This is a genomic window from Georgenia soli, from assembly GCF_002563695.1.
GTDB lineage: Bacteria > Actinomycetota > Actinomycetes > Actinomycetales > Actinomycetaceae > Georgenia > Georgenia soli.
In genome coordinates this window covers 656171-676289 of sequence record NZ_PDJI01000004.1, presented here as the reverse complement: position 1 = coordinate 676289, position 20119 = coordinate 656171, and the positions used below count along the sequence as shown (strand labels likewise).

Here is a 20119-nt window from a genome sequence, read left to right as displayed (position 1 = left end):
AGATCTCGGCAGACGGCTCAGATCTCGTCTCGGACGACCGGCTCAGATCTCCGGCGACGGCTCGTGCGGCGGCGGCATCGACGCGCCGAGCGCCTGGAAGAACTGCACCCCCGCCGACAGGCCGGCCTCCACCAGCTCGACCAGCTGGCGGTCGGTGGCGCCGGCCCCGACGTCGGCGAGGATCTCCGTGCGCACCGTGGTGCCGGACTCGTCGGAGACGGTGAAGACCGTCGGCCAGATCTTGTCCCGGTTCCAGTCGTTGACGGCCTGCGCGACGGCGCTGCCCATCTCCTCCGGCACGCTGCGGCCCCAGGTGCCCAGCACGCTGAGGTAGTCCTGGGAGGTGCCGGTGAGGCGGAGCTGGAACGGGTAGCCGTCCCACAGCCCCGTCAGCGAGGCGTCCGGCTCCACCCTGACGTGGTAGCCGCGGGCCGCCACGACGTCGCGCAGCCGCCCGGGCGTGACCGGCTCCGTGGTCTCGACCCGACGGCGCAGCAGGGCGGGCGGACGGGCGGTGGTGTCCGGTCGCGCCCCCCGGGGCGCCGGACGGGGGGTCGGTGCCGGTCGGCGACGACGACGGCGCAGCCAGCCGATCACGACACCCCCGGTGCCCGGGCGGCGGGGTCGGGGTAGAGCTCCTCCAGGTCACGCATGACCCGCATGCCCTGACCCACCCCCCGTTCGAGCAGCCGGACCAGCTGGCTGTCGCTCACGCCCGACGCCAGCGGGGTCGAGGACTCCGCGACGACGGAGAGCAGCCCGTCGTCGAGCACCCGCACGTAGCACTTGGGGCCGACGTACTCGCGGTTCCACCCGTCGAGCATGGCCAGCACCTCGCCGAGGCGTTCGATGTTGAGGCGGCGGTGCCAGGAGCCGCGCACCTGCAGGACGGTCTCGTCGTGGCCGAGGAGGTAGACGTGGAAGACAGCCTGGGCCCACATGGCGCCGAGGTCGCCGCCGGAGTCCCGGAACCAGGGGTAGCCCAGCTCCGTCAGCGCGTCGGCCACCCGGGACCGGGTCAGGGGCAGCACCACGTCACGGGCGGCCCGCACGCCCCCGGGGCCGTCCGCCTGCGCGGGACCCACCGGGACCCGCCCCTCGTCGAAGGTGCCGGACGAAGCCATGTGACGAGACTAACCGGGCGAGGTGTCCCGCGTCCCTCCCGGGAGGGACGGCCTTCCCGGGGACCGGACGCGGTCCTCCTCCGCGGCAGGCCGCCGCCGGGGCCGGCCCCCGTGGCGGTGCGGGGTAGGTTGACGACGTGCAGGACAGGGGAGGAGCGCAGCAACCGCAGGTGATCGCCGTCGTCGGCATGACGGCCACGGGCAAGTCGGCCCTCGCCCTCGACCTCGCGGAGGCCCTCGGCGGGCCGGACGCCGTCGAGATCGTCAACGCCGACGCCATGCAGCTCTACCGCGGCATGGACGTCGGCACCGCGAAGCTCTCGCTGCCCGAGCGCCGGGGCGTCGCCCACCACCAGCTGGACGTCCTGGACGTCACGGAGGAGGCCTCGGTCGCCGCCTACCAGGAGGCGGCCCGCGCGGACCTGGCCGCCGTCCGTGCGCGGGGGCGGGTGCCCCTGCTGGTGGGCGGGTCCGGGCTGTACGTGCGCGCCGTGCTGGACCACCTCGACTTCCCCGGCACCGACCCGGACGTGCGCGCCGAGCTGGAGGAGCGCGCGGCACGCCTGGGCACCAGGCCGCTGCACGACGAGCTCGCCGCCCGCGACCCCGAGGCGGCCGCCCGGATCGACCCGCGCAACACCCGCCGGGTGGTGCGGGCGCTCGAGGTGATCGCCCTGACCGGACGTCCCTTCTCCGCGCGCCTGCCCGAGCACGTCTACGCCGTCCCGGCGGTCCAGCTGGCCATCGCCGTGCCCCGCCCGGAGCTCGACGCGCGCATCGCCGCCCGGACGGAGCAGATGATGGCCCACGGGCTGGTGGAGGAGACGGAGCGCCTGCTCGGGCAGGGCCTCGCCGAGGGGGTCACCGCGAGCCGCGCCGTCGGGTACGCCCAGGCCGCCGAGGTGGTCGCCGGGCGGATGGGGCGCGAGGAGGCGGCGGAGGCGATCTCGGTCGCCACACGGCAGCTCGCCCGGCGCCAGGAGAAGTGGTTCCGCCGCGACCCGCGCGTGCACTGGCTGCCCGCGGACCCGGCCGACGCGCTCGCCGCTGCGCTGCCTATCCTTCAGCCATGACCACGAGCTTCGGCGTGCTGGCCGGCCGCACCCTGACCACCGGCCACGGCACGGAGAACGACTTCGTGCTGGTGCTGGACCCCGACGGCGAGCTCGAGCTCACCGCGGCCGAGGTGGCGGCCGTGTGCGACCGGCACGCGGGCGTCGGCGCCGACGGGCTGATCCGGGTGGTGCGCTCGCGGGCGCTGCCGGAGGGCGTCGCGCTGCTCGCGCAGGACCCGGACGCCGAGTGGTTCATGGACTACCGCAACGCGGACGGCTCCCTCGCCGAGATGTGCGGGAACGGCGTGCGGGTCTTCGCCCACTACCTGCGCACCACGGGCCTGGCCGCGCTGGACGACGGCGGGAGCGTCGTCGTCGGGACCCGGGGCGGTCCGCGCCGGGTCACCCGAGAGGGCGGGGCGTACACGGTCGACATGGGCCGCTGGGCGATGCCGGGAGGGCCGCAGGCGGAGGCCGAGGGGTACGACGTCGTCGTCGAGGTCCCCGGCCTCGACGGGCCGCGTGCCGGGCTGCGGGTGAGCGTCCCGAACCCGCACACCGTGGTGGCCCTGCCGGACGAGGAGTCGCTCGCGGCGGCGCAGCTGGCCCTGACGCCGACCTACGACCCGGTGCCGCCGGAGGGCACGAACCTCGAGCTCGTCGTCCCGCTCGGCGAGGACGGCTCCGACGGGACGGCGGTGGGGACCGTGCGCATGCGCGTCCTCGAGCGGGGGGTGGGGGAGACCCGTTCCTGCGGCACCGGCACCTGCGCGGCCGCGCTCGCGGTGCGCGCGTGGGGCGGGGCCGGCGCGCCGGACGTGTGGCGCGTGCTCGTGCCGGGCGGCGAGGTGACCGTGCGGGTCGACGGCGACCGCGTGCTCCTGACCGGCCCTGCCGTGCTGACCGCGGACGTGGTGCTGCGCGCCTGAGCTCAGCGCGGGCGGACGGTGAGCACGCGGAAGCCCTTCGAGCTCGCCGTGCGGGTGACGTCCGTGCCCAGCTCCTCCGCCAGCCACCGGTGCAGGGAGTCGGCGCCGAGGTTCCGCTGCACCACGAGGTGGGCGCGCCCGTCGGGCCGCAGGCGGGTGAGCCACGTGCTGAGCAGCTCGTGCAGCGCCGCCTTGCCGATGCGGATGGGCGGGTTCGACCAGATCTCGTCGATCCCGGCGCCGAGCCGGTCCAGGGCCTGCGCGGGCTCCAGGACCGTGACGTTGCCCAGCCCGAGCGTGGCGGCGTTGCGGGCCGTGAGGTCGCGGGCGCGCGCGTTGACGTCGACGGCGACCACCCCGGCCTCCGGCGACGCCTGGGCCATCGCGATGGTCAGTGGTCCCCAGCCGCACCCGAGATCCACGAGCGTCCCGGTCGCGGGCGGGTCGTCGACCGCGTCGAGCAGCACCCGCGTGCCCAGGTCGAGCCGGTCCCCGGAGAAGACACCGGCCGCCACGCGGACGGAGACCTCGCGTCCCCGCAGGCGTACGCGGAGGGCGCGAAGCTCGCCCGGGGAGGCCGGCTCGGCGGAGAAGTAGTGGTCGTGCGCGCTCACCGCGGAAACGCTACCGGCTCGCCGTGCGGCCCGTGCCGGGCGGGGTCCGCCGACGGTGGAAAGAGATGGCTCCCGGCGACGGGGCGTGGGATCCTTGAGGGGCACCGACGAAAGGACACCATGGCGCGCACCGACCACCACCTCCCGACCGCTGCGGACCGGGAGCCGAGCACCGGCGACCAGCAGGCGGCAGAGGACGTGGTCGCGCGTATCCTCGCCCGCGCCGGTTCCCTGCGCTCCACCGAGGGCACGGCCCTGCAGCCGGACGCGGACACCGAGTCGGACCACGACGGCGACCAGCTCGAGCGCGAGGAGCGGGCCGCCCTGCGCCGCGTCGCCGGGCTGTCCACCGAGCTCGAGGACGTCACCGAGGTCGAGTACCGGCAGCTGCGCCTCGAGCGGGTGGTGCTCGTCGGCCTGTGGTCCACCGGCACCGCGGAGATGGCAGAGGTCTCGCTGCGCGAGCTCGCCGCGCTCGCGGAGACCGCCGGCTCTGAGGTGCTCGACGGGCTGCTGCAGCGACGGGCCACCCCCGACCCCGGCACGTACCTGGGTTCGGGCAAGGCGGCCGAGCTGGCCGACCTCGTCCGCTCCGTCGGCGCCGACACCGTCATCGTCGACGGCGACCTGAGCCCCTCCCAGCGTCGCAGCCTCGAGGACATCGTCCAGGTCAAGGTCATCGACCGCACCGCGCTCATCCTCGACATCTTCGCCCAGCACGCGAAGTCCCGGGAGGGCAAGGCGCAGGTCGAGCTGGCCCAGCTCGAGTACCTCCTCCCGCGCCTGCGCGGCTGGGGCGAGTCCATGTCCCGGCAGGCCGGTGGGCGCGTCGCCGGGGGTGAGGGCATCGGCTCCCGCGGTCCCGGTGAGACCAAGATCGAGCTGGACCGGCGCCGCATCCGCACCCGCATGGCTCGGCTGCGCCGTCAGATCAAGGAGATGGCGCCGTCCCGCGAGACCAAGCGCGGGGCGCGCAGGCACCACCAGATCCCGTCCGTGGCGATCGTCGGCTACACGAACGCGGGCAAGTCCTCGCTGCTCAACCGGCTCACCGGCGCGGGGGTGCTCGTCCAGAACCAGCTCTTCGCGACCCTCGACCCCACCGTGCGGCGCGCCACCACCCCGGACGGCCGTGTGTACACGCTCGCCGACACCGTCGGCTTCGTGCGCTCCCTGCCCACCGAGCTCGTCGAGGCCTTCCGCTCCACGCTCGAGGAGGCCGGCGAGGCGGACCTGCTGCTGCACGTCGTGGACGCCGCCCACCCCGACCCCGAGGGCCAGGTGCGCACCGTGCGGGCCGTCGTCGCCGACATCCCCGGCGGCACCGAGGTTCCCGAGCTCATCGTGCTGAACAAGGCCGACCTCGCCGGACCCGAGGATCTCGCGGCGCTGCGCACCCGCTACCCCGGCTCGGTCGCCGTCTCGGCCCGGACGGGCGAGGGTGTGGAGGAGCTCGCGGCCCGCATCGCCGAGCTCCTGCCCCGGCCCGCCGAGGAGATCGACCTCGTCGTGCCGTACAGCCGTGGCGACCTCGTCTCCCGCGCCCACACGGACGGGGAGATCCTCGCCGAGGAGTACGCCGAGGGCGGCACGCGCCTGCACGCGCTCGTCCCGCCGGACCTCGCGGCGGACCTGCGCACGGCCGGCCTGCCCGACGGCGGAGAGGCACCCGCCGCCCGTTCGGCGTCCTGACGTGGCCGCGCCCGACACCGACGACCTCCTCGCCGACGCCGTCGCCGCACTGGGCGGCACCCCGCGCGAGGGTCAGCAGCGCATGGCCCGGGCGGTGACCGAGGCCCTGGAGGGTCAGCGGCACCTGCTGGTCCAGGCCGGCACCGGCACGGGCAAGTCGCTCGCCTACCTCGTCCCCACCCTGGCGCACGCCGTCACCGCGGGGAAGCGGGCCGTCGTCTCGACGGCGACCCTGGCGCTCCAGCGCCAGGTGCTCGTCCAGGACGCCCCGCGCGTCGCCGAGGTCGTCGCCGCCCGCACCGGGATGCGCCCCGACGTCGCCCTGCTCAAGGGGTGGCACAACTACCTGTGCCGGCACAAGGTCGCCGGCGGCTACCCGACCGACGAGGAGCCGGGCCTCTTCTCCGTCTCCGCCGCGACCGGCGTCGACCCCGCCGCGCCGCTGCCACCGTCCGACGGCGCGGACCCGGGCCCCGCCGTCGCGGGACGTTCCACCCTGGCCGAGCAGGTCCTGCGGCTGCGGGAGTGGGCCGAGGAGACGACCACGGGTGACCGGGACGACCTCGTCCCCGGGGTGAGCGAGCGGGCGTGGCGGCAGGTCTCCGTCACGAAGATGGAGTGTCTCGGCGCGAAGTGCCCCATGCTCTCCGAGTGCTTCCCGGAGGCGGCGCGGCAGGCGGCCCGCGAGGCGGACGTCGTGGTCACCAACCACGCCATGCTCGGCATCGCGGCGTCCGGCTCCCCGAACGTGCTCCCGGAGCACGACATCCTCGTCGTCGACGAGGCGCACGAGCTGACCGACCGGGTCACCGCCCAGGCGACCGGCGAGCTCAGCGCCGGTGTCGTCGAGCGGACCGCCCGGCTCGCGCGCCGCCACGCCGGGGTCGGCGTCGACGCGCTCGACACCGCCGCGGCTGCGCTGAGGGCCCGGCTCGAGGTCGTCCCCGACGGGCGGCTGCCCGACGGGCTTCCCGCCGACCTGCGCGACGCCGTCGTCCTCGTCGAGGCCGGCGCGCGGGAGGCCGTCACCGCCATGAGGCCGGAGCCCGGCGCGCAGGCGCAGGAGGCCGGGGCCCGTGCCATGGCGCGCTCGGCGATGGTCGTGCTGCACGAGGTGGCCGAGCGGCTGCTGGGCGACGGGGTGGCCCGACGCCGTGACGTGCTGTGGTGCGAGCGACCGCGCGGCGGCGTCGAGCAGCCGAGGCTGCGGCTGGCGCCGCTCGACGTGGCGGGTCCGCTGGCCACGAACCTGCTCGCCGGACGCGCGGCGGTGCTCACGTCCGCGACCCTGACCCTCGGCGGCACGTTCGACCCCATGGCCCGCTCCCTCGGCCTCACGCTCGGCGAGGACACGACCTTCGAGTCGCTCGACGTCGGCTCTCCCTTCGACTACCCGCGGCAGGGGATCCTCTACGTCGCCCGGCACCTCCCGCCGCCGGGCCGGGACGGACCCACCCCCGAGGCGCTCGACGAGCTCGTCGACCTGGTCCGGGCGGCCGGCGGTGCGACGCTCGGCCTCTTCTCGTCCCGGCGCGCCGCGGAGGCGGCGGCGCAGCGCCTGCGCGAGGAGCTCGACACACCGGTCCTGTGCCAGGGCGAGGACCAGCTGCCCACCCTGGTGCGCGCGTTCGCCGCGGACGAGGCCACGAGCCTCATGGGGACCCTCTCGCTGTGGCAGGGGGTCGACGTCCCCGGCCCCACCTGCCGTCTCGTGGTGATCGACCGCATCCCGTTCCCGCGCCCCGACGACCCGGTGCGCTCGGCACGCTCCGAGGTGGTCGCGGCCGCGGGAGGCAACGGGTTCATGAGCGTGGCGGCCACCCACGCCGCGCTCCTGCTCGCGCAGGGCGCCGGACGGCTCGTGCGGTCGACGTCCGACCGGGGGGTGGTCGCCGTGCTGGACCCGCGCCTGGCGACGGCCCGCTACGGCACCTTCCTGACCCGTTCCATGCCGCCGCTGTGGCGCACGCACGACGGAGAGGTCACCCGCGCCGCGCTCCGACGTCTCACGGCTGCGGCCCCGGCCGTCGCTTAGGGTGTAGCCGGAAGTACCGGGACGAAACCGCAGGGGAGACGGGCGATGAGCGAGCAGCTCGAGGTTGGCGGACGCAGCGAGCTGCTGGGCGAGAGCAGGCCGGGGGACCGGCGCCCGAGCAAGGTGGCGATCGTGGGCGCCGGCGCCGTCGGCTCCACCCTCGCGTACGCGTGCCTGCTGCGCGGCGCCGCCCGCGAGGTGGTGCTCTACGACCTGAACCGGGCGAAGGTCGAGGCAGAGGCGCTCGACATCGCGCACGGCATCGCGTTCACGCCCATGGGGACGGTGTCCGGCTCCGACGACCTGGCCATCTGCGCGGACGCCGACATCGTGATCGTCACCGCCGGCGCGAAGCAGAAGCCCGGGCAGTCACGCCTCGACCTCGCCGGCGCCACCATCGGGATCATGCGCGACCTGTTGCCCCGCCTGGTGGAGGTCGCCCCGGACGCCACGTACATCATGGTGGCGAACCCCGTCGACGTCGTCACCTACGCCGGGCTGAAGATCTCGGGCGTGCCGGAGAACAGGTTCTTCGGGTCCGGCACGGTCCTGGACACCTCCCGCCTGCGCTACCTCGTGGCGCAGCAGTGCGGGGTCGCGGTGCAGAACGTCCACGCCTACATCGCCGGAGAGCACGGCGACTCGGAGATCCCCCTGTGGAGCTCCGCCATGATCGGTGCCGTGCCCCTGCTGCAGTGGGGCTTCACGGCCGACGGGCGCCTGCTCGACGAGGCCGTGCGCGCGGAGATCGCCGAGGAGGTCGTCACCTCGGCGTACAGCATCATCGAGGGCAAGGGCGCCACCAACTACGCCGTGGCGCTGGCCGTGGTGCGCATCATCGAGGCCGTGCTGCGCGACGAGCGCCGCGTGCTGTCCGTCTCCTCGCTGCTGGACGACTACCTCGACATCTCGGACGTCTGCCTGTCCGTCCCGACCGTCGTCGGGCAGACCGGCGTCGGGCGCCGCCTCGTACCGGTGGTCACCGAGCACGAGCGCGCCGGCCTGCAGAAGAGCGCCGAGTCCGTGCGGGCGGTGATCCGCCAGTTCGGGTTCTGACCGAGGGTCAGAGGCTGCGCAGGACCGTCACCACGCGCCCGAGGATCTGGGACTCGTCGCCGGGGATCGGGGAGAAGGCGGGGTTCTGCGGCAGCAGCCACACGTGCCCGTCCTTGCGCTGGAACGTCTTGACGGTGGCCTCGCCGTCGATCATCGCGGCGACCACCTCGCCGTTCTCGGCCACCGGCTGACGGCGCACCACCACCCAGTCGCCGTCGCAGATCGCCGCGTCGATCATCGACTCGCCGACCACCTTGAGCAGGAACAGCTCACCGTCGCCGACCAGCTGACGCGGGAGCGGGAAGACGTCCTCGACCGTCTGCTCCGCCAGGATGGGACCGCCGGCGGCGATGCGGCCGACCACCGGCACGTACGTCGGTGAGCCGGTGAGCAGGCCGTCGGCGTCCATCGACCCCACCGGGTCGGCGGGCGACGGCACGCTCCTGGACGTCAGCTCGAGCGCACGAGGCCGGTTCGGGTCGCGCCGCACGAAGCCCTTCCGCTCGAGCACCCCGAGCTGGTGCTTGACCGAGGAGGGGCTGGTGAGCCCGACGGCCTCGCCGATCTCGCGCATGCTGGGCGGGTAGCCCCGCGAGGAGACGGCGTCCCGGATCGTCTCCAGGATCATGCGCTGCCGCTCGGTCAGCTCCTCCGTACCGGTCGGGCTCGGCTCTACCTGCTTCTCGACGTTGCTCACGACGACGGTCCTCCCTGGCGCTCGGCCGACGGCGGGTCCGCTGGCCGCCGATGTCAGTGGTCGGTGATGGGCTCTCGGACGTCAGCCTAGAAGGCTCGGCGCGCGATCTCAAACATCTGTTCGACGGTGTGTCGACAGCGGCGCCGGTCCCCGCTAGTCTGCGTACAGACGTTCGACGAACACGAGTTCGAGGAGACGGACATGAGTGCAGTCCTCGCACATCCCGCGTGGCAGCCCGCCCAGGCCCCGGGCGCCCGCCCGGCACGGCGCCGTACCGGCGTGCGCCCCGCGCGCCGCGGCAACCTCCAGCTCGTCGGCCCGGGGTTCGTGCCGCAGGTCGGGGCACCGGCAGCGGCCGACGGCCGGAGCCGTGCCGCCGAGGCTCGTTCGGAGGCGTCAGGACGCCTCCGTCTCACCGCACGCGGGCGAGGTGTCGTCACCGCTCTCGCGCTCGTGCTGGCCACGGCCGTCTCGGTCGGGGTCGGGGCGCTCGTCGGTGTCGCGGTCAACCCCGCCGTGGGCGGGGAGACGACCACCGTGACGGTCGGTGCCGGGGAGACCCTCTGGTCGCTGGCGAGCGCCGTGGCAGAGCCGGGCGAGGACCCGCGGGAGCTCGTGGAGCACATCACGACGCTGAACGGCCTCGCCTCCTCCGAGCTCGCGGTGGGCCAGGAGCTCGTGGTCCCCGCGGGGTGACGGGGTGCCTGCTTGCACGGTGGACCGGGCCGGACCTACGGTGCCTCAGGCGCCCGCGCCCCCGGTGCGTGCCGTGCCCGCGGGGACGGCCGTCGAGTGCGGTCCGCGCAGGGCGGACGCAGGGAGGAGCTCCACCGTGCACTGCCCGTTCTGCCGTCATGCCGACACCCGGGTGATCGACTCGCGCACGGCCGAGGACGGGTCGGCCATCCGCCGTCGTCGCCAGTGCCCCTCCTGCGGGCGGCGCTTCAGCACGGTGGAGACGTCGAGCCTGACGGTGGTCAAGCGGTCCGGCGCCACGGAACCGTTCAGCCGCGACAAGGTGGTCGCTGGCGTGCGCAAGGCCTGCCAGGGACGTCCGGTGTCCGACGACGACCTCGCGCTCCTCGCCCAGCAGGTCGAGGAGACCCTGCGCTCGTCCGGGGCGGCGCAGATCGACGCGCACGAGATCGGGCTGGCGATCCTCGGGCCGCTGCGTCAGCTCGACGAGGTGGCCTACCTGAGGTTCGCCAGCGTGTACTCCTCCTTCAGCAGCCTCAAGGACTTCGAGGAGGCGATCGCCATCCTGCGGGCCGAGCGGGCCGACCGCGGGCCGGCCGGGCAGGACGACGGTCTCACGGACGGTTCCGCCGACCTGGGCCCCGCCGGCGAGGTCGAGCAGGCACCGACGCACTGACCGCCGCCGGCGGCGGCGACGACCGCCACCACCGACGGCACGGTCACAGCCCGCGCGCGTCCCGCTCCGCCGTCGGCGACCCGGAGTCGGCGTCGCGCGGCCCGGCCTGCGTGCCCGGGCGCTCGGACGCCGCGGCGGGTGCCCGCGTGTCCCTCTCCTGCAGCTGCGAACGGACCTGCTCCGCGGCCGAACGGACGTGCTCGCCCGCGGAACGGACGTGCTCGCCGGCCGCGAGCACCTGCTCGCGGACCTTGCGGCGCAGCACCTTGCCCAGCTGCGAGCGGGGCAGCTCGTCGAGGATCGCCACCCGCCGCGGCATCGCGTAGTGCGCCAGCCGCTCGTGGGTCCACGCCCTGACCTGGGCGAGATCCACGTGGGTCCCCGGCGCGACGACCAGGGCGGCCACCACGCTCTCGCCGTAGGACTCGTCCGGCACCCCCACCACGGCCACGTCGATGACGCCCGGCATGGAGCGCACCGCCTCCTCGACCTGGGACGGGTAGATGTTGAAGCCGCCGGAGATGATGAGCTCCTTGCGCCGGTCGGCGAGCACCACGAAGCCCTGCTCGTCGCGCCGGACGATGTCGCCGGTGCGCAGCCAGCCGCCCTCCAGCAGCACCTCGGCCGTCTCCTCGGGCCGGCCGAAGTAGCCGGCGAAGACCTGCGGGCCGCGGACGAGGAGCTCACCCTGCTGGCCGTCGGGCACGTCGCGGGCGGGATCCTCCGGGTCGACGATCCGGATGTCGGTCGACGGGAACGGCAGGCCGAGGGTCCCGGGCCGCCGCCCGGGCCCCATGGGGCTCCCGAGCGCCACGGGCGAGGACTCGGTCATGCCGTAGCCCTCGATGATCAGCCCGCCCGTCAGGTCCTCCCAGCGTCGCGCCACGTTGGGGGAGAGCGCCATGGCCCCGGAGATGGCGTACCGCACGGACGACATGTCGACCCCCCGCTCGCGCGCCGCGGTCTCGAGCTTGTCGAAGATGGGCGGGACCCCGGGGAAGAACGTGGCCGGGTGGCGCCTCATCGCGGCGAGCACCATGTCGACGTCGAAGCGCGGCAGCACCACCTGCGTGGCGCCGAAGTGGACGGCGAACGTCAGGCACAGCGTCATCCCGAAGGCGTGGAAGAACGGCAGTACCGAGTAGATGGTCTCCTCGCCCGGCCGCAGCCCGTGGACCCAGGCGGCGCCCTGCACCACGTTCGCCATGAGGTTGCGGTGGGTCAGGGCGACCGCCTTCGGCGTGCCGGTGGTGCCCCCGGTGTGGATGAGCACCGCCAGGTCCTCCGCCCGCGGCAGCGGGTGCGCCGGGTCGAGACGCGGGGCGGCCGCCAGCATCCGTTCCCAGCTGCGGGTCCCCGCCGGGACCGGGCCGCGCAGGATCTCGCGCTGGCTGCGCGCCGCCCGGACCGGCAGGCGCAGCAGCAGGCGCGAGCGGCGGGGGAGGGCGGCGGCGAGGTTGACGGTGAGGATCCGCCGGCCGCCGAGGTCACCGCCCGGCGCCACCTGGTCGACCGCCTTCTCCCAGCAGACCACCACCCGCGCGCCGTGCGCGGCGAGCTGCGCCTGGATCTCCGAGGTGGGTGCGAGCGGGTTGTGCTCGGCGACGACGGCGCCCAGGCGCAGCACGGCGTAGAACGCGACCACGTGCTGGGGGCAGTTCGGCAGCACCAGGGCCACCCTGTCGCCCGGCCGGACCCCGGCCTTGCGCAGCATGCCGGCCGCGCGCTCCACCTGGTCGACGAGATCGCGGTAGGTGGTGTCCGCCCCGAGGAAGTCCAGGGCGACCCGGTCCCCGTACCGGCGCGCGGCGTCGGCCAGCAGGGTGGGGACCGGCCGGTCCGGCACCTCGATCTCCGCGGGCACCCCGGGGGCGTAGCCCGGGCGTGCGGGTGCGGGCGACTCGGTCTCGGTCATCGATGCTCTCCCGTTCCGGCGCGTGCTCCCGTCCGACTCACAGGTCGGAGGAGCGGGGCGCCCAGATGTTGATGCCGGCGTCGACGGCATGGTGGTCGATCTGCGCCAGCTCGTCCTCGGTGAACTCCAGGTTGTCGAGCGCCCGGACCGAGTCCTCCAGCTGGGCGACGCTGGAGGCACCGACGAGGGCGGTCGTCACACGAGGGTCGCGCAGCACCCAGGCGATGGCCATCTGCGCGAGGGTCTGCCCGCGGCGTGCGGCGATCTCGTTCAGGGCCCGGATGTTCTCGAGGGTGGACTCCTCGAGGAACTCCCGCCGCAGCGAGCCGCCCCGCGCGGCCCGGGAGCCCTCGGGGACGCCGTCGAGGTACTTGTTCGTCAGCATCCCCTGGGCGAGCGGGGAGAAGACGACGGCGCCCGTGCCGGTCTCGCCCAGCACGTCGAGGAGGCTCGGCTCGCCCTGCTCGACCCACCGGTTCAGCATCGAGTACGAGGGCTGGTGCACGAGGATGTCCAGGCCGATCTCGTCGGCGATCTCGAACGCCTCGCGGGTGCGCTCGGCGGAGTAGGACGAGATCCCCGCGTACAGTGCGCGCCCGGAGTCCACCGCCGTCTTCAGGGCACCGAGCGTCTCCCGCAGCGGCGTGGTGTCGTCGAACCGGTGGGAGTAGAACAGGTCGACGTAGTCGAGCCCCATGCGCTCGAGGGACTGGTCGAGCGAGGCCAGCAGGTACTTGCGGGACCCGCCGTTGCCGTACGGCCCCGGCCACATGTCGTAACCGGCCTTGGTGGAGATGACGAGCTCGTCGCGCAGGCCGGCGAGGTCCTCGGCGAGCATCCGGCCGAAGTGCTTCTCGGCCGAGCCGGGAGGCGGACCGTAGTTGTTCGCGAGGTCGATGTGGGTGATGCCCCGGTCGACGGCGCGCAGCACGATGTCGCGCTGGGTGGCGTACGGGTTGCTCTCGCCGAAGTTCTGCCACAGCCCCAGGGCGATCGCGGGCAGGTCCAGGCCGCTGCGGCCGCAGCGGCGGTAGGTCATGGAGTCGTAGCGCTCAGGCGCGGGGGTGAACATGCTCCGACGTTACTGCGCGGGCCGGGTCCGTCGCGCCGCGGGAGGTCACTGCCAGAGGTCGGCGGTGTCCTCGTAGCCCGGGCGCACCATGACGCGCAGGCGCAGGGTGTCCTCCATCCCGCGCACCGCCTCGACCGCCTCGCGGGGCAGCTCCGAGCCGATGTCCGTGACCACGTAACCGATCTCGCCGACCGTGCCGAGGATCTGCCCCTCGATGTTGGCGCCGTGCTCGGCGAAGGTCTGGTTGACCAGGGCCAGCACACCCGGGGTGTTGCGGTGGACGAAGGCGATGCGGTAGCGCGCCGCGTCCGACGGCTGGAGCGTGAGGCGGGGGAGGTTGACCGAGAGGTCGGTGGACCCGGCCCGCACGTACTTGCTCAGCTTGTTCGCCACGAAGTGACCGATGTTCTCCTGGGCCTCCTGGGTGGACCCACCCACGTGCGGCGTGAGGATCACGTTCGGCAGACCGCGCAGCTCGGAGTCGAAGGGGTCGCCGTTCTTGCGCGGCTCCTGCGGGAAGACGTCGACGGCGGCACCGGAGATCGACCCGTCGAGGATCTTCTCCCGGAGCACCGAGTAGTCCACGAGGAACCCGCGCGAGAGGTTGAGGAACGAGGCGCCGTGCTTCATCTGCTCGAACTGCTCGCGCCCGAACATCCCGGCGTTGCCGGCCCGGCCGTCCACGTGGAGGGTGACGATGTCGGCGACGGCGAGCACCTCGGCGAGCGAGCCCATGCGGTGGGCGTTGCCGAGCGCGAGCTTCTCGGCGGTGTCGTAGAACACCACGCGCATGCCCAGCGCCTCGGCCACCACGGAGAGCTGGGTGCCGATGTTGCCGTAGCCGATGATGCCGAGGGTGCGGCCGCGGACCTCGTGCGAGCCCGAGGCGGTCTTGTCCCACACGCCGGCGTGCAGGGCCTTGTCACGCACGGTGAGGCGGCGGGTCAGCGCGATGATCTCCGCGACGGCCAGCTCCACCACCGAGCGGGTGTTGGAGAACGGGGCGTTGAACACGGCGATGCCGCGGCGGGCGGCGGCGCGCAGGTCGATCTGGTTCGTGCCGATGCAGAACGCGCCGATCGCCGTCAGCTCCGGGTGGGCGGCGAGCACCCGCTCCGTGACGTGGGTCGTGGAGCGGATGCCGAGCAGGTCGACGCCCTCGAGGGCCTCGATCAGCTCGTCCTCCTCCATCGCGCCGGGGTGCCTGACCACCTCGAAGCCGGCGTCAGCCAGGATCGGGTCGGCGTCGGGGTGGGGGTTCTCGAGGAGCAGTGCGCGGGCCACCAGGCCATGCTCCGCCCGTCTCGCCATGCGGAGCAAGTTCGTCCAGGTGTTGGATCGGTCTCACCGGACCCGCGGAGGGGGCGTCAGGCGGGGAACCCTTCGGGCAGGTCCTCGGCGTGGACCACGTGCAGCCTCCGGGTGGGACGGGTCATCGCCACGTACAGGTCGCCGGCGCCGGAGGCGAGGATCGCGGCCGGCTCGAGGAGCACGACCACGTCGTACTCCAGACCCTTGGCCTGCACGGCGTCGACGACGGCGACGCGCGCCCCGAGCAGGTCACCGTGCCCCGACGTCAGTGCGTCACGCAGGTCGTCGTGCGCGAGCAGCGCCTCGCGGGCGGTGCGCTCGGCGCCCGAGGGCACGATGACGGCCACGCGGCCGGCGCCGGCGCCCACCTCGGCGTCCAGGAAGGAGAGCTCTCCGCGCACGACGGCGACCGTGGCGTCCGGCAGGTCCTCCTGCCCGGCCCGGGTGACCGCCAGGGCGTCCGGCAGGTCGCGCGCCGCCCGGACGGGGTAGCTCGGCTCCGCCCCGAGCGCCGTCATGACCTCTGTCGCGGTGTCCATGACGGTCGCGGGAGTGCGGTAGCTGACGGTGAGGACGGCCTCGCGCACGTGCTCGCTGCCGGCGGCCCCGAGGACCTCCGCCCAGGAGCGTGCCGGCCGGTGCCCGCTGCGCTGGGCCAGGTCCCCGACCACCGTCATCGACCGGGACGGGCAGCGGCGCAGCAGCGCGCGCCACGCCATGGGGGAGAGCTCCTGCGCCTCGTCGACCACGACGTGGCCGTAGGTCCACGTGCGGTCGGCGGCGGCGCGCTCCGCCGTCGTCAGCCGCGGCCCGGTGGCCGCGAAGCGCTCGGCGAGCATCTCCGCGGTGACCATGCCCATGCCCAGGCCCTGGGAGGTGATGGCTTCCTGGGCGTAGCGCACCTCCTCGGCCGCCTGCAGGCGTGCCTCGGCGGCCGCCCGGGCCGCCTCCGCCTGCTCGTGCGGGCCGAGCAGCTCGGCGAGCTCGTCCAGCAGGGGGACGTCGGCCACCGTCCACGGCGACCCCTTCTCCCGGTGCAGCAGCTCCCGGTCCCTCGTGGACAGGCCGCGGGCGTGGGCGGCGAGCAGGTCCGGGCGCGCGTAGAGCCGTTCGAGCAGCCCGTGCGGGGTGGTGGGCATCCAGCACAGGTTCACGGCCCGGCGCACGTCCCGGGCGGTGCGCACGTCCTCGCGCAGCCACGCGCGGTCCTCGGGGTCGTCGTCCCCCTCGCCGCCGCGGGCGACGGCGTACTCGCGCACCAGGACGTCGAGCATCGCGAGCGCGAACGTCTCCCGGGCCTGGTTGTGGGGCAGCCCGGTCCGGCGGGCACGCGCCATGGCGGTGCGCACGTCCTCCGGGCGCAGGTGCAGCCTCACGCCCTCGACATCGAGCTCCTGGACCCCCGCGGGGACCCGCTGGAGCGCCCGGACCGCGCGCGAGAGCACCTTCGCCATGTCCGCGCGGCCCTTGACCTCGGCGACCTCCTCGCGGTCCGCGGCGGTCGCCGTCGTCCCGGGGAGGAGCTCCGCCATGGTGGTGGCGACGACGTCGGTCTCGCCGAGCGAGGGCAGCACCTGCTCGATGTAGCGCAGGAAGACCCGCGACGGGCCGACGAGCAGCACGCCCGAGCGCTCCAGGCGCTGGCGGTGCGCGTACAGCAGGTACGCGGCACGGTGGAGGGCCACGGCCGTCTTGCCCGTGCCCGGGCCGCCCTGGACCACCAGCACGCCGTCGAGCGGGGAGCGGATCACCGCGTCCTGCTCGGCCTGGATGGTGGCCACGATGTCGCTCATGCGGCCCTCACGAGCCGCGGACATCGCCGCGAACAGGGCACCCTCACCGGTGAGCCCGTCGGCGACCTCGGCGTCCAGGTGCGCGTGGTCGAGGAGCTCGTCCTCGACCCCGACCACCGTGCGGGCGCGCGTCATCAGGTGGCGACGGCGCACGACGTCGCCCGGGTGGGCCGCGGTCGCCTGGTAGAAGGGCTGGGCGCTCGGGGCCCGCCAGTCGACGAGCAGCTGGTCGTGCTCGGCGTCCGACATGCCGATGCGGCCGACGTAACGGGGCTCGGACGCCCCGCGCAGGTCGAGCCGGCCGAAGACGAGGCGGTTCTCCACGTGGTCCAGCCGTGCCACGGTGTCCTCGTAGTGCGCCGCGAACGCGTCGCGCTCGGAGCGGTTCTGCGGCGAGCCCGACGGGCCGCCCCGTCGCACCTGGGCCAGCCGCTGCCCGTAGGCGGCACGCAGCTCGTCCAGCCGGGCGTAGACGACGTCCAGGTACTGCTGCTCCTGGGCGATCGCCGCCTCGACTGTCGATGCCGGCACTGCCTGCTCCGGCGTGATGGCCTCTCGTGGCACGCGGGCTCCCTCGTCGTTCTGGCCGTGTGCCGTCGACACACGGCCATCCATTATCCGCCACCGCGGGGCGTGCCGCAGGCGGTCCGCCACGTGGGAACCCGGGAATCCGGACGGCGCCCGGTGGCTCGCGCGGGGCCGTGGAATGATGCGGACGCCTCCGACGTTAGGAATGGCAGAGACCGACCGAGGTGACTGACGAGAGGAGCGCGGGAAACATGCGCGACCCCCACGACCTGTACTCCGTGAGCCCGGAGGCGTTCGACAACGGCCCTGTCCCCGTGCTCGTGCACGCCCTGCGCGGGGCGATGGACGCCGGCCACGCGGGGGAGATGGTCGCCCGGCACCTGCTGGACTCCCTCCCCGTCGAGCGGGTGGTGACCTTCGACTCCGACGCGCTGATCGACTACCGCTCCCGGCGGCCCGCCATGACCTTCGAGGACTGGCGCTACACCGACTACGACGAGCCGGTGATCGCCCTGGACCGCCTGCGCGACGACGAGGGCACGGAGCTGCTGCTGCTCCACGGGCCCGAGCCGGACCTGCAGTGGGACCGGTTCACCGCCGCGGTCGTCGACCTCGTGGAGGCGTTGGGCGTGCAGCGCACCATCGGCCTGCAGGGGATCCCCATGGCGGTCCCGCACACCCGGCCGATCAGTGTGACCGCCCACGCGACCCGGGACGGCCTCGTCGACCCGCAGCGCCACCTCATGGGCCGCGTGCAGATCCCGGGGAGCGCCGCGGGGCTGCTGGAGCTGCGGCTGGGCCGCACCGGCCACGACGCCCTGGGCTTCGCGGCCAACGTCCCGCACTACCTCGCGCAGTCCGAGTACCCGCAGGCGGCCGCGGAGCTGGTCCGCCAGGTGGCGGCCAGCACGGGGCTCGCCCTGCCCGTGGGTGAGCTCGAGGCCGCAGCCGCCGAGACCGCCCGCCAGATCGAGGCGCAGGTCTCCGCGTCGGCCGAGGTCGGGGCGGTGGTCCACGCGCTGGAGCAGCAGTACGACGCCTTCATGGAGGCCGCGGCGCAGCCGACCCACAAGACGCTGCTCGCCGAGCCCGACTCCCTGCCCACCGCGGACGAGATCGGCGCGGAGCTCGAGGCGTTCCTCGCCGAGCAGCAGGGCGACGACGGCGGGCAGCCCGAGCAGGCCTGACCCCAGCACGGCCACCGGCCGCGGCGTGTGAGCAGACTCATGCGCCGCGGCCGGTGCTCGTTGCGCCCGGATCGCCCCGGCCTGGGACAATGGCAGCCGTGTCCCCGTTCCAGGCCCCCGCCCCGACCCGGGTGGCGGCCACGGTGTGGGGGGCCGGACTGGCGGCCTACATCGTCGCCACCACCGGTCGCACGTCCCTCGGCGTGGCGGGGCTGCAGGCCGCCGAGCGGTTCGACATCTCGGCGTCCGTGCTGTCCCTCTTCGTCGTCGTCCAGCTCGCCGTCTACGCCGCGGCCCAGGTCCCGGTCGGGATCGTCCTGGACAAGGTCGGCAGCCGGAAGGTCATCTTCACCGGCGCGTTGATCCTCTCCTGCGGCCAGCTCATGCTCGCGTTCGTCGACACGCTGCCCCTCGCGCTGGTCGCCCGCGTGCTGGTGGGTCTGGGCGACGCGACCGCCTTCGTCTCGGTGCTCCGGCTCGTCCCGGCCTGGTTCCCGGGCCAGCGCGTGCCGCTCCTGACCCAGATGACCGGCATCGTCGGGCAGACGGGGCAGATCATCTCCGCCGTCCCCTTCCTCGCCCTCCTTCTCGGTGCCGGGTGGACGACGGCGTTCGCGTCGCTGGCCGCGCTCGGCGTGTTCGTGGCCTTCCTGGTGCTCGTCGTGGTGCGCGACCACCCGACGGCTCGTGCCACGCGCCGGTCGGGGGAGTCGGTGCAGCCGGTGGGTACCGGCGTCGAGGTCCCCGCGGCCCCCGTGCCCGCGGAGGCGACCCGGGTGCCGATCTCCGCGGTTCTCCGGGAGCCGGGGACCTGGCTCGGTTTCTTCACGCACTTCGTGTGCCTGTTCCCCACGAACACCTTCATGCTGCTCTGGGGGGTGCCGTTCCTCACCGCCGGGCAGGGGGTGAGCGCCGCGGCGGCGAGCTCGTTGCTCACCCTCGCCGCGCTCACGGGCGTGGTCACGGGACCGGTCACCGGGTTCCTCCAGAGCCGGCACCCGCTGCGCCGCTCCTGGCTGGTGCTGGGCGCCGTCGCCGCGACCGTCGTCGTGTGGGGCACCGTGCTCCTCCCGGCGTCGCCGCGGCCGATGTGGCAGCTCGCGCTGCTGGTGATCGTGCTGACCGTCTCGGCGACCGCGTCGAACATCGGGTTCGACTTCGCGCGCACGTTCGTGCCGTCGGAGCGGCTGGGCACGGCCACGGGGCTCGTCAACGTCGGCGGGTTCGTGGCGTCGCTCGTCGCGATCTTCCTCGTCGGGGCGGTCCTCGACGTCGTCCGCCCGGACGGCGCGTACACCCTGGACGACTTCCGGCTGGCCATGTCCTCCCAGGCCCTGCTGTGGGCCGTCGGCCTCGTCGGGCTGCTGCTGTGCCGGCGGTCGACCCGGCGGCGCATGGCCGACCGCGGCGTGGTGGTGCCACCGGTGCGGGAGGCGGTCGCGCGGATGCGCCGTCGGCGGTCCGGCGCCTCCTGAGCCCCGGCCGGCCGGCCCTGCCGCGCGGCCGGAACGGCGTGGGTAGCAGGTTCTTGGGAGGCGCGGGATCGGGCCGCAGATCCCTGGCCGCCCGACGTGACTTCTGCCATGCTGTGGCCGTTGCATCTGCGTTTCCCTGACGTGCGGTCCGGGACCTGCCGGAAGACGGGTTCCACGGGCACCGTTCGCTCCGGCGGGCGGTACCCGAGCAAGGAAGTGGGACGAGGTATTGCGGCACGAACCGGGCCCGCACGAGGCGGGCCC

General features: G+C 74.3%; 17 protein-coding genes. 9 read left to right on the top strand and 8 right to left on the bottom strand.

Annotation, left to right across the window (positions count from 1 at the left end; genetic code table 11):
* Positions 1-42: 42 nt before the first annotated feature.
* Positions 43-597 carry a type III secretion system chaperone family protein gene (locus ATJ97_RS04450; protein WP_098482704.1) on the bottom strand — a complete coding sequence of 185 codons (555 nt, stop codon included), beginning with the start codon at positions 595-597 and terminating at the stop codon, positions 43-45.
* A complete protein-coding gene (locus tag ATJ97_RS04445) occupies positions 594-1124 on the bottom strand; it encodes a type III secretion system chaperone family protein (RefSeq protein WP_098482703.1) in 531 nt (176 codons plus the stop codon). The genes ATJ97_RS04450 and ATJ97_RS04445 overlap by 4 nt, the downstream gene beginning before the upstream one ends.
* Positions 1125-1294: 170 nt before the next feature.
* Between ATJ97_RS04445 and miaA the strand changes: the two genes are divergently transcribed.
* Both miaA and dapF read left to right on the top strand, forming a co-directional pair.
* Positions 1295-2197, top strand: coding sequence for a tRNA (adenosine(37)-N6)-dimethylallyltransferase MiaA (miaA, locus tag ATJ97_RS04440; RefSeq protein WP_098482702.1), 903 nt, complete (start codon positions 1295-1297; stop codon positions 2195-2197).
* The gene (dapF, locus tag ATJ97_RS04435; protein ID WP_098482701.1) at positions 2194-3108 is read left to right on the top strand and encodes a diaminopimelate epimerase; all 915 of its coding nucleotides are present in this window, start codon (positions 2194-2196) and stop codon (positions 3106-3108) included. The genes miaA and dapF overlap by 4 nt, the downstream gene beginning before the upstream one ends.
* Before the next feature lie 2 nt (positions 3109-3110).
* Here the strand turns inward: dapF and ATJ97_RS04430 are convergent, their stop codons facing one another.
* Positions 3111-3722, bottom strand: a complete 612-nt coding sequence (locus ATJ97_RS04430) for a class I SAM-dependent methyltransferase (RefSeq protein ID WP_098482700.1) — start codon at positions 3720-3722, stop codon at positions 3111-3113.
* Between the two features lie 120 nt (positions 3723-3842).
* Here ATJ97_RS04430 and hflX point away from each other — a divergent pair, with 120 nt between their 5' ends.
* From hflX to ATJ97_RS04415, 3 genes are read left to right on the top strand one after another with little or no spacing between them, the layout of a single operon-like run.
* On the top strand, positions 3843-5414 hold the full coding sequence (gene hflX / locus ATJ97_RS04425) for a GTPase HflX (RefSeq protein ID WP_098482699.1): 1572 nt from the start codon (positions 3843-3845) through the stop codon (positions 5412-5414).
* Between the two features lies 1 nt (position 5415).
* On the top strand, positions 5416-7449 hold the full coding sequence (locus ATJ97_RS04420) for an ATP-dependent DNA helicase (protein WP_245862120.1): 2034 nt from the start codon (positions 5416-5418) through the stop codon (positions 7447-7449).
* Positions 7450-7494: 45 nt separating this feature from the next.
* Complete coding sequence (locus tag ATJ97_RS04415) at positions 7495-8505, top strand: L-lactate dehydrogenase (protein ID WP_098482698.1); 1011 nt, start codon at positions 7495-7497, stop codon at positions 8503-8505.
* Positions 8506-8512: 7 nt separating this feature from the next.
* Here ATJ97_RS04415 and lexA read toward each other — a convergent pair whose 3' ends face one another.
* Positions 8513-9259, bottom strand: a complete 747-nt coding sequence (gene lexA, locus ATJ97_RS04410) for a transcriptional repressor LexA (protein WP_483866842.1) — start codon at positions 9257-9259, stop codon at positions 8513-8515.
* Positions 9260-9403: 144 nt separating this feature from the next.
* Between lexA and ATJ97_RS04405 the strand changes: the two genes are divergently transcribed.
* Positions 9404-9898 (top strand): LysM peptidoglycan-binding domain-containing protein, encoded by a 495-nt coding sequence (locus tag ATJ97_RS04405; RefSeq protein ID WP_098482697.1) that lies wholly within the window; start codon positions 9404-9406, stop codon positions 9896-9898.
* A 136-nt stretch (positions 9899-10034) separates the two neighbouring features.
* Positions 10035-10574: a transcriptional regulator NrdR gene (gene nrdR, locus ATJ97_RS04400; RefSeq protein ID WP_098482696.1), complete on the top strand. Its 540-nt coding sequence runs from the start codon at positions 10035-10037 to the stop codon at positions 10572-10574.
* 43 nt (positions 10575-10617) lie between these two features.
* On the opposite strand, the gene ATJ97_RS04395 is transcribed toward nrdR, so the two are convergent.
* The 4 genes from ATJ97_RS04395 to ATJ97_RS04380 form a co-directional block, all read right to left on the bottom strand.
* The gene (locus ATJ97_RS04395) at positions 10618-12489 is read right to left on the bottom strand and encodes an AMP-binding protein (RefSeq protein ID WP_098482695.1); all 1872 of its coding nucleotides are present in this window, start codon (positions 12487-12489) and stop codon (positions 10618-10620) included.
* Between the two features lie 37 nt (positions 12490-12526).
* Positions 12527-13561, bottom strand: a complete 1035-nt coding sequence (mgrA, locus tag ATJ97_RS04390) for an L-glyceraldehyde 3-phosphate reductase (protein ID WP_098482694.1) — start codon at positions 13559-13561, stop codon at positions 12527-12529.
* A gap of 45 nt (positions 13562-13606) precedes the next feature.
* Positions 13607-14845 (bottom strand): phosphoglycerate dehydrogenase, encoded by a 1239-nt coding sequence (serA, locus tag ATJ97_RS04385; RefSeq protein WP_098482693.1) that lies wholly within the window; start codon positions 14843-14845, stop codon positions 13607-13609.
* Positions 14846-14928: 83 nt separating this feature from the next.
* Positions 14929-17196 (bottom strand): HelD family protein, encoded by a 2268-nt coding sequence (locus ATJ97_RS04380; RefSeq protein WP_245862117.1) that lies wholly within the window; start codon positions 17194-17196, stop codon positions 14929-14931.
* Between the two features lie 248 nt (positions 17197-17444).
* Between ATJ97_RS04380 and ATJ97_RS04375 the strand changes: the two genes are divergently transcribed.
* Positions 17445-18380, top strand: a complete 936-nt coding sequence (locus tag ATJ97_RS04375; RefSeq protein WP_098482691.1) for a proteasome assembly chaperone family protein — start codon at positions 17445-17447, stop codon at positions 18378-18380.
* Between the two features lie 98 nt (positions 18381-18478).
* Positions 18479-19855: an MFS transporter gene (locus ATJ97_RS04370; RefSeq protein ID WP_245862115.1), complete on the top strand. Its 1377-nt coding sequence runs from the start codon at positions 18479-18481 to the stop codon at positions 19853-19855.
* Positions 19856-20119: the final 264 nt, after the last annotated feature.

Excerpts from the sequence above, each read along its gene's own strand:
- ATJ97_RS04395 (WP_098482695.1), bottom strand. The coding sequence starts at position 12,489 with ATGACCGAGACCGAGTCGCCCGCACCCGCACGCCCGGGCTACGCCCCC.
- ATJ97_RS04445 (WP_098482703.1), bottom strand. The coding sequence starts at position 1,124 with ATGGCTTCGTCCGGCACCTTCGACGAGGGGCGGGTCCCGGTGGGTCCC.
- ATJ97_RS04405 (WP_098482697.1), top strand. The coding sequence starts at position 9,404 with ATGAGTGCAGTCCTCGCACATCCCGCGTGGCAGCCCGCCCAGGCCCCG.
- mgrA (WP_098482694.1), bottom strand. The coding sequence starts at position 13,561 with ATGTTCACCCCCGCGCCTGAGCGCTACGACTCCATGACCTACCGCCGC.
- dapF (WP_098482701.1), top strand. The coding sequence starts at position 2,194 with ATGACCACGAGCTTCGGCGTGCTGGCCGGCCGCACCCTGACCACCGGC.
- hflX (WP_098482699.1), top strand. The coding sequence starts at position 3,843 with ATGGCGCGCACCGACCACCACCTCCCGACCGCTGCGGACCGGGAGCCG.
- ATJ97_RS04415 (WP_098482698.1), top strand. The coding sequence starts at position 7,495 with ATGAGCGAGCAGCTCGAGGTTGGCGGACGCAGCGAGCTGCTGGGCGAG.
- ATJ97_RS04375 (WP_098482691.1), top strand. The coding sequence starts at position 17,445 with ATGCGCGACCCCCACGACCTGTACTCCGTGAGCCCGGAGGCGTTCGAC.